Below are 8,912 nucleotides of genomic sequence, written 5' to 3'. Positions count from 1 at the left end.
GGAGACATAGCAGTTTTTACATTGGTTTATATGGTCAAACCTGGGTAAAGTTTAAGGATTGTTGTCTAGAATTAGTAACCGAATTAATGAGACTCAATCCTAATAAACGAAAGTATTATCAACGAGGTATAAGGGCTAGGTTGCTTATAGAATCTGCATTTTAGCTTATTTCGTCGCCCCCTCAGTAATAAAGCAACTAAAGTAAGAATGGTAGTTGATTCAGAGTCAGAAGCAATGGAAGCAGAGTTTTACTACCGAGGAATAGATAAAATTCGTCAAGGAGACTTGAACGAAGCAATTGAGGAATTTGATAAAGCCTTAGAGATTAATCCGAACTTCGCCGAAGCCTACTATAAACGAGCTATGGCTCGCTTTGACTTAGGGGATCAACAAGGCGCGATCGCCGATTATACTCAGGCTTTACAAATCAATTCTGAAAGTATTGAAGTTTATTTCGGGCGGGGTTTGGCTCGATTGGCACTCGGAGATGCCACTGGAGCAATAGAAGATGCCAATCAAATACTTAAAATTAATCCTAACCAGCCTGCTGCTTGTAAGCTTCAAGGTAGTGCCTACCGTAAGTTAGGAGATAATCAGGCTGCGATCGCATCATTTAAACAAGCAGCTCAGCTCTACCTAGAGCAAAAAGATAAATTAAATTGTCGTCGTTGTCTTGAGAGTATCAATCAAATTCAACAACAGCAAATACTAGCGTTGGGTCGAGCGCAGACTAACGATTTTTGCCATCAAGCAATAAATAAAGTTAACACAGGGAAGTACCGAGAAGCCTTGGAAGATTTCAACTGGCTGCTTGAGGTTGACCCCAAAAATGCTCAAGCCTATTGCTATCGAGGTATTGTTCACTGCAAACTTCGTAATTACAGCAGAGCAATTCAAGACCTTGGTCAAGCTATGGAACTAAATCCCCAAGATGCTCAGGTCCTTTACCATCGAGGATTAGTCCGCATTGAACTGGGAGATTACCGGGGAGCTATTGATGACTTGACCAAGTTACTACAAAGCAATCCGGAAAATCGGGATGTCTTGATTCATCGGGGTAATGCCTATATCCAGATGGGAGACTATCGGCAAGCCATCGAAGACTATTCCCGAGTTATTACTCTTAAACCCAATGATGCTCAATCATATCGTTATCGGGCAACCGCTCGTGAAAAGTTTGAGGATCTACGGGGAGCATTTGAAGATTATCAACAAGCGGCAAATCTGTATTTCGATCAACAAGACTGGACTAATTATCGGAAACTACTCGATAAACTCAAACAGCTACAGCCATTAGAACTGACCGAGGGGTCGAGCAATCAAGAATCACAAGCACCATCAAATGCCAAACCTAGTAGGGAGTTGCAACAAAGACTACTGAGACTGGTAGGAGGACAATCGGATATCGCAACACGCCTACTTGACTTGGCTAAAGGAAAATACCCAGGAATGCCAGAAAAGTGGTATTGGGAGAAGGTGATCAAGGATTTAGAACGATAGCGCTATAATAAATTAAATATTGATAACACTAGCGACAAGAAAGCATTCAGCTATCAGCTATCAGGTGTTCCGATGGCTTCAATGGCAGCTTCTAATGCGATCGCAATATGAGTCCAATGGGTTCCTCCCTGACAAAACACAATATAAGGCTCCTTGAGCGGACCATCGGCAGAAAATTCTGAGGTACTGCCATCAATAAAAGTCCCCCCAGCCATCACTAACTGACTCTCATAACCAGGCATTGCCGCTGGTACAGGGTCGAGGTAGGAACCTACCGGAGAATGCCGTTGTATTGCTCGACAGAAAGCGATTAATTTTTCCGCTGAACCCAACTCAACTGCTTGAATCACATCCCGACGGGGTAGCATCGGTGGGGGATTGACCGGATAACCCAGTTCTGAAAGAGTATGAGCGATTAAATGACTCCCTTTGAGGGCTTCACCAACCATTTGGGGAGCTAGGAATAATCCTTGAAACAGCAATCGATTCTGATCGAAAGTCGCCCCACCTGAACTACCAATCCCTGGAGCAGTTAGACGACAGGTCGCCGCTTCAACTAAGTCAGCTTTTCCAGCGACATAGCCTCCAGCCGTAGCAATCGTCCCCCCAGGATTTTTAATCAAGGAACCCGCCATTAAATCTGCTCCTACTGCTGTCGGTTCTTGCTCTTCTACAAATTCCCCGTAACAGTTATCGACAAAACAGATAGTATCAGGATTTTGTTGTTTGACAAGCTTGACAATTTTTTTTATTTCTGATAGTGAAAGACTGTTTCGCCAAGAATACCCACAGGAACGCTGAATGAAAACCAGGCGGGTATTCTCTCCTACCGCTGTTGCCAAGGCTGACCAATCTAAACTTCCCTCACTAGTTAGGGACAACTGGCGGTAACGAATCCCAAATTCTATTAGGGAACCTTGACCATCACCCCGTAAACCAATGACCTCTTCCAAAGTATCGTAAGGGGCACCGGCAATCGCTAGCATTTCATCACCAGGACGCAATACCCCAAACAGGCAAGATGCGATCGCATGGGTTCCGGACACAAATTGTACGCGCACAGCGGCAGCTTCAGCTCCCATGACATCAGCAAATACCTGATCGAGAGTTTTACGTCCTAAATCATCATGGCCATAGCCTGAAACACTAGCAAAGTGATGCACTCCTACACGATGTGCTCGAAAAGAATTCAGTACCTTTTTGAGATTTTGCTTGACGGCGGTGTCAATACCATAAAAGATCGGAAATAGTGCTTTTTCTGCTGCTTGCAGCCTTTGAGAGCTGTTCATTCCCAAAATTCGCGCCTCGAAATTTTAGATCAAAGAGAGCGGGTTATTACAATTTGTATCCTATTAGACTTACTGCATGACAATTGCTACTTCAGATAATCTTCGTTTAGATTGGGTCGTTATTACCTATATGGCCTTTATTCACCTAGCAGCGCTGTTTGCCTTACTTCCGAGCAACTTTAACTGGACAGCAGTGGGCTTAATGATCTTTTTCCACTGGGTGACAGGGGGCTTGGGGGTAACTCTGGGATGGCATCGCTTAGTGACCCACCGCAGTTTTCAGACACCCAAGTGGTTAGAATACTTCCTAGTTTTATGTGGTACCATTTCCTGTCAAGGAGGAGTGATCGATTGGGTAGGACTACATCGCATCCATCATTTGCACTCTGACACCCAACCGGATCCTCATGACTCCCATCAAGGGTTTTGGTGGAGTCACATGGCTTGGATGTTGCATAAAATTCCTGCTGATCAGGACATTCCTAAATTCACGAAAGATATTTCTGAAGATCGGGTTTATCAGTTTTTGGACAAGTATTTTGTGCTTATTCAAGTGGTTCTAGGACTGTTGCTGTATGCCCTCGGTGGCTGGCCATTTGTGGTGTGGGGGATTTTTGTGCGCCTAGTGCTTGTGTTTCACTGTACCTGGTTTGTCAACAGTGCTACTCACAAATTTGGTTATCGCACCTATGAGTCTAAAGATAGCTCAAAAAACTGTTGGTGGGTAGCCCTACTCACCTATGGTGAAGGCTGGCACAACAATCACCATGCTTATCAGTATTCTGCAAGGCATGGCATTAAATGGTGGGAAATTGACCTGACTTGGATGACGATTCAGTTCCTACAACAGCTGGGTTTAGCCAAAAACGTGAAACTGATTAGTCCTGAACAGACGTAAGTTCCCCTAGGGTAGTACCTTGAGTACTACCCTGGTGATTGCCGAGCGGATTCAGTTCTGAGGGCGGCTTAGTGGTAAAACCTCCTGAGCAGCAGAGTATACTCCCGTTTCCACAGTGCAAGCACCATGGATTTATCCTGTCTACTCAGGACTTATGACTCTAGCACTGAGGTTTAGGGAGTTTCTGGTAAAATTAAAAAATCTTAAAAATTCTTAGCTTTTGTTTACAAAAAACGTAAAGTCTGCCTTTATAATCGTATAAGTATTGTTACTAATCTCAAATTGTTCTTATCGAACGTTAACGGATACACCTTAGCAACAACTCCTTAGTGATGCCCCGGATACTGGTCATCGATGACGACCCCGCAATTTCAGAATTAGTCACCATCAATTTGGAGATGGCTGGCTACGATGTTAGTCAAGCAATGGATGGCATCAAGGGTCAGGCTCTAGCTCTGCAACTGCAGCCAGACCTGATTATGTTAGACTTGATGCTACCCAAGGTAGATGGTTTCACCGTCTGCCAACGGTTACGTCGGGATGAACGCACTTCCGATATTCCAGTATTGATGTTGACTGCCCTAGGTCAAACCCAAGACAAGGTAGAAGGCTTTAATGCTGGTGCCGATGATTATCTCACCAAACCCTTTGAACTCGAAGAAATGCTGGCGCGAGTGCGAGCATTACTACGGCGCACAGACCGAATTCCCCAAGCTGCTAAGCATACGGAAATCCTGAACTATGGTCCTTTGACCCTGGTTCCAGAAAGGTTTGAGGCGATTTGGTTTGATAAAACCGTGAAACTGACCCATCTGGAGTTTGAACTACTGCACTGTTTACTCCAGCGCCATGGTCAAACTGTTTCTCCCAGCGAAATCCTTAAAGAGGTTTGGGGGTATGACCCTGACGATGATATCGAAACCATTCGAGTACATATTCGTCACCTGAGAACCAAGCTAGAACCTGATCCCCGCCATCCTAAGTACATCAAAACCGTTTATGGAGCAGGTTATTGCTTAGAGTTGCCCAATACAGAAAAGACCCTAGAAGTGAATTCGGCGACTGCCTAGGATGAACTTGGTGATGTCAGAGCTACTACAAATCGACTTTGTTAACCTAGATGGGAAAGCCCCCGCCCTTAAGCCGGGGGTAAGCTTTCTCACCGTTACTCAGTTGGCTACTTCTGACCAGAAATAGATCAAGTTCTAGGGAGCCAAAGCATTGCCCCGCAACAAGCTACCAATTGTCTTCGCTGTAATCTTCATTTGGATAAGAGGATTAGCAGGTACAACGGTTTTATAGAGATAGCTATCGAAAGTCAGCCGCTGCACATCCTTGTCAGCACACATCTCTACAAAGGCTTCTCGGCTAGCATCGGAGTTATAGAAAACTCGTTGTAGAATATCTAGGACTTTGTAGGTCATGCCGTATTTCTTATCCCAGCGCTTCAGGTAAAGCTTGAGGTCACTCTCTGTGGGGATACGGCTACCACCGTTAGAGGTTTCCACAATGGTTTCAGCACACATGCGAGCTGATTTAGCCGCAAAGTAAATCCCTTCTCCAGAGGATTTAGTGACTGTTCCAGCAGCATCACCTACCAAAGCTACCCGACCAACTACACGTCTAGGTCTGGGATGCTCAGGAATAGGATGGGCTTCCACTTTGATAATTTTCCCACCCACAAGTTTTTTAGCCGCACGGGCACGAATCCCTGCTTGTAGCTTTTTGATCAGGGATTGGTTTACCCTCATAGTGCCGGTTCCAACGGCAACGTGGTCGTATTTAGGGAAGACCCAAGCGTAGAAATCAGGAGAGACATCATTGCCCACATACATTTCTGCCAGGTCTTGGTAGTAATTCATCATGTTATCTGGCAGACTGATGCGCTCTTGGAATGCGATCGCATAATTGTAATCCCCAGCATCAATTGCTTTGGCAACCCGGGAATTTGCTCCATCAGCTCCAATCACCACATCTACTTTCAAGGTTTTGTGGATTCCCTTGACACTGCCATCAGAATGGTCAGAATAATGGATGGTATAGGGTTGAGAGTTACTGGTGGGAATATCGAGTTTATAAACGGTGCCATTAATTAAGTTAGCCCCCAACTCAGCCGCACGATTGCGCATGAACCCATCAAGCACCTCGCGACGGCACATCCCAATATATTCGTTTTCCTTTTCTATATGGATATCAACTTCAATATCAGACGGTGAGATCATCTTCATGTTTCTCACTTGCCGGTCAATAATTTCTGGTGGCAGGTCAAACTCACTCACCATACATAGTGGAATCGCACCACCACAGGGCTTAGCATTGTCCAGCTTACGCTCAAACAAATAGGTTTCGATTCCTGCTTTAGCTAACGTCTCGGCAGCAGAAGAGCCTGCTGGTCCCGAACCAACTACTGCAACCCTTAGTGCTGGCATGTTTTCTCCCATGGTTTTTTAAGCTACGGAAAGCATACTATCATGGACTTTCCTGTGATCTGAACCTTCCCTAATATTTGGGGTCAAGTTGCAATACACCTTAACAAAAGTTCGTGACATTACTTAACAATTACCGCTGTGATTGGTCATTTTCATCCTTGCCAGTTAATTGTTAAGATTAACTATGAATTATTAATTATTGTGTAATTGTTACTAATTGTTATTCTTAGATGGTTAATTCTTAATTAAACCCGCTGTTGGAAAATAAGAGAAAATATCGATAGTGTAGGCAAATCGGTAAAGTAATACCAATTCGTAAAAGTAGGACTTACAGATGCAGATGGTCCGAGACTCGAGTTTTGGAACTACTGAATTTAGCGTTTCAGTTCCTTCCGTGCCTGCTGACGTAGCTTCAGGGCATTCCGGTGGTTAGGTTCAATCTGGAGTGCCTTATTTAAAGAAGTGATTGCCTGATTAAAGCGTCCTAGTGTTATCTGAGCTTCCCCCTTAGTCATCCAAGCCTCTGCCAAATCTCGTTGAAGTGCGATCGCTTTCTCCAAAGCCGTAATCGCCTCAACAGAACGACCCAACTTTTGGAGGGTTATTCCCTGTGAAAGCCAAGCTTCCGTTAAATCTGGCTTAAGGGTAAGGGCTTGGTTATAGAGTCTGAGGGCTTCTACAGACCGTTGCTGTTGGTCAAAGGCTTGACCAAGGCTCCACACAGCTTCTGGGTAGTTAGGTTTGAAATATAAGGCATCATTACAAGCAACAACTGCCATCTCCGGCTGTTGGAGTTTATTCAGACTGTAGCATCTGCCCCAATAGGCTTGCGCAAAATCTGCTTTTTTAGCGATCGCTTGGTCGTATAGTTTTAGAGCTTCCTGGTACTGTCGAGATTTCCGCAATTGGTCAGCTTCGTCTAAAAGTTGCTCCGCTGTGACCTTAGCCTCAGTACTATAGTCAGTCTTATATTCAGTGATATAGTCAGCCTTATAGTCAGTATTTTCACCAGTTGCTTGGGCAGATAGAAAAGTTTTCAACAGCACCAAGCCCACCCCCAAGATAGTTATCGATACAGTAATTAAGCCCAACTTCACCAATCGTTGCGGAATAGATAGTGTTGTCCGGTTAGTTGCTGAACCTCTCGAATGTTCGGTGATGTCAAGTTGAGGCGTAGTTCTACTTTGACTCCTGGTGATCATTGACGAGGGGACTGTAGTGTTTGCTAGCTTCCTAATGTCGGGAATTGGGAGTTCCATCCCAGACTGGCTTTCACCGGTAATTTCCTGAGTAGGGATTTCTTCCTCAGCTAATGACAACAGTTGCTGTCTTGGTAAACTAGCCAGTACCTCTAGAGCCTCAGCTGCTGTCTGATAGCGGTCACGGAAATCATAGCGCACCATAATGTCAAGAATATGGGCCAACTCTGGGCTAACCTGCTTTGCGTAGTGTTGCCAATCAATTTCACTAGTTGTGGGATTTTCCTTCAAGTTTTTGGGATGAACCCCAGTTAATGCTTGGATTCCAACCATCCCGACAGCATAGATATCACTGCTAAAGCGGGGCCTTCCTGCCAATTGCTCATGGGGCATATAGCCCTGGGTGCCAATAGAAACCGTTAAATGAGTTTCCCCAGTTTCAGGATTAATGTTTTGGCTACTGACTTGCTTAACAGCACCAAAGTCAATCAGCACGATTTTGTCGTCCCCTTGGCGGCGGATTAAGTTAGAGGGTTTAATATCCCGATGGATAATCTGTTGTTGATGGACAAAGGCCAATACCTGTAGAATATCTATTAATAAAGCAATCACTCGCTCTTGTGAACACGGATGACCCTTGACAAGTTCTCGATTCAAAGGTTGTCCTTCAATCAATTCCTGAACCAGATAAAACTGCTGATCTTCCTCAAAATGCGCCAGTAGGCGGGGGATCTGGTCATGATTACCTAGCTGGTAGAGAAATCGAGCTTCTCTATCGAAAAGGCGTCTTGCCATTTGCAGCGTTGCCGTCTGTTCGGTTTGGGGCAAAAGATGTTTAACCACACATTGGGGTTGATTTGGCAAATGTATATCTTGTGCCAGGAAAGTTCGACCAAACCCACCAGCTCCCAGTTGGTTGATAATTTTGTAGCGTCCGCCTACTAGGGCTTTTGCGGGTTTTGTCTCTCCAGATAAGGGGCTCATCGAGGGGTTAGTGATGACTACCTAATTATGATTCCAAATTTAGCTAATATACCATTGATTTGGATCCTAGAGCTAGTTAGATCACAAAGAAAGTTAACATTACCGATTGTTGAATTAACCCTCAACTCCCTCCTCTTGTTGCCCGTTCCCTAGCACCATTAGAAAGCTCGGTGTCGCATCGCAACGTTAACTTTTTCCTTGACTATCGGACATTTAGAGGCTTGTCCCTGAATCAGCTAAACTAACAATGAGTGACTCAAATGAAAGAGTAAGCTGTCACCCATTTAAATTGTGAATGGGGCTGATGCTCAGATAGTCAGATGCGGAAATGCTCAGAGGGTATAAATTTCAATAGACCTCTGAGGAAAATACTCAATACCTCTGTGTAACTAGCTCTAAAAACGCGATCGCCAATTTAAATTACAAGCCAGTTTCTACATAAACATAGGGATTCAGTCGGCCAAAGGAGTCCCCACGAGGCTTACAAGGTGCATCCACGTGACCCACACATAACCCAAAGCACTCGCCCTTTGCATCAAGACAGTGACTGCAGCTAATTTATGTTAATAAATCAGCCTTTTCAAGAGGGTTATACTCATTAATCTCACCAACC

The 8,912-nt window shown here is 44.6% G+C and carries 6 protein-coding genes and 1 pseudogene; 4 read left to right on the top strand and 3 right to left on the bottom strand.

What is annotated here, in order from left to right; genetic code table 11:
• A pseudogene (locus tag F6K46_RS20595) lies at window positions 1-164 on the top strand (IS4 family transposase); the annotation flags it as partial.
• Window positions 165-207: 43 nt separating this feature from the next.
• The gene (locus F6K46_RS20590) at window positions 208-1,500 is read left to right on the top strand and encodes a tetratricopeptide repeat protein (RefSeq protein WP_293062370.1); all 1,293 of its coding nucleotides are present in this window, start codon (window positions 208-210) and stop codon (window positions 1,498-1,500) included.
• Between the two features lie 53 nt (window positions 1,501-1,553).
• Here the strand turns inward: F6K46_RS20590 and F6K46_RS20585 are convergent, their stop codons facing one another.
• Window positions 1,554-2,789, bottom strand: coding sequence for a methionine gamma-lyase family protein (locus tag F6K46_RS20585; protein WP_293062410.1), 1,236 nt, complete (start codon window positions 2,787-2,789; stop codon window positions 1,554-1,556).
• Between the two features lie 76 nt (window positions 2,790-2,865).
• Here F6K46_RS20585 and F6K46_RS20580 point away from each other — a divergent pair, with 76 nt between their 5' ends.
• Together F6K46_RS20580 and F6K46_RS20575 are read left to right on the top strand one after the other, a co-directional pair.
• On the top strand, window positions 2,866-3,687 hold the full coding sequence (locus tag F6K46_RS20580) for a fatty acid desaturase (protein ID WP_070394339.1): 822 nt from the start codon (window positions 2,866-2,868) through the stop codon (window positions 3,685-3,687).
• Window positions 3,688-4,019: 332 nt separating this feature from the next.
• Complete coding sequence (locus tag F6K46_RS20575; RefSeq protein ID WP_070394338.1) at window positions 4,020-4,757, top strand: response regulator transcription factor; 738 nt, start codon at window positions 4,020-4,022, stop codon at window positions 4,755-4,757.
• Between the two features lie 135 nt (window positions 4,758-4,892).
• On the opposite strand, the gene chlP is transcribed toward F6K46_RS20575, so the two are convergent.
• Both chlP and F6K46_RS20565 read right to left on the bottom strand, forming a co-directional pair.
• Window positions 4,893-6,116, bottom strand: coding sequence for a geranylgeranyl reductase (gene chlP / locus F6K46_RS20570; RefSeq protein WP_366510765.1), 1,224 nt, complete (start codon window positions 6,114-6,116; stop codon window positions 4,893-4,895).
• Between the two features lie 374 nt (window positions 6,117-6,490).
• Window positions 6,491-8,299, bottom strand: coding sequence for a serine/threonine-protein kinase (locus F6K46_RS20565; RefSeq protein ID WP_293062375.1), 1,809 nt, complete (start codon window positions 8,297-8,299; stop codon window positions 6,491-6,493).
• Window positions 8,300-8,912: the final 613 nt, after the last annotated feature.

Source organism: Moorena sp. SIO3E8, assembly GCF_010692445.1.
In the GTDB taxonomy this organism is placed as follows: domain Bacteria; phylum Cyanobacteriota; class Cyanobacteriia; order Cyanobacteriales; family Coleofasciculaceae; genus Moorena; species Moorena bouillonii.
The sequence above is the reverse complement of the archived record's forward strand: the minus strand, read 5'-3'. Positions and strand labels throughout refer to the sequence as shown.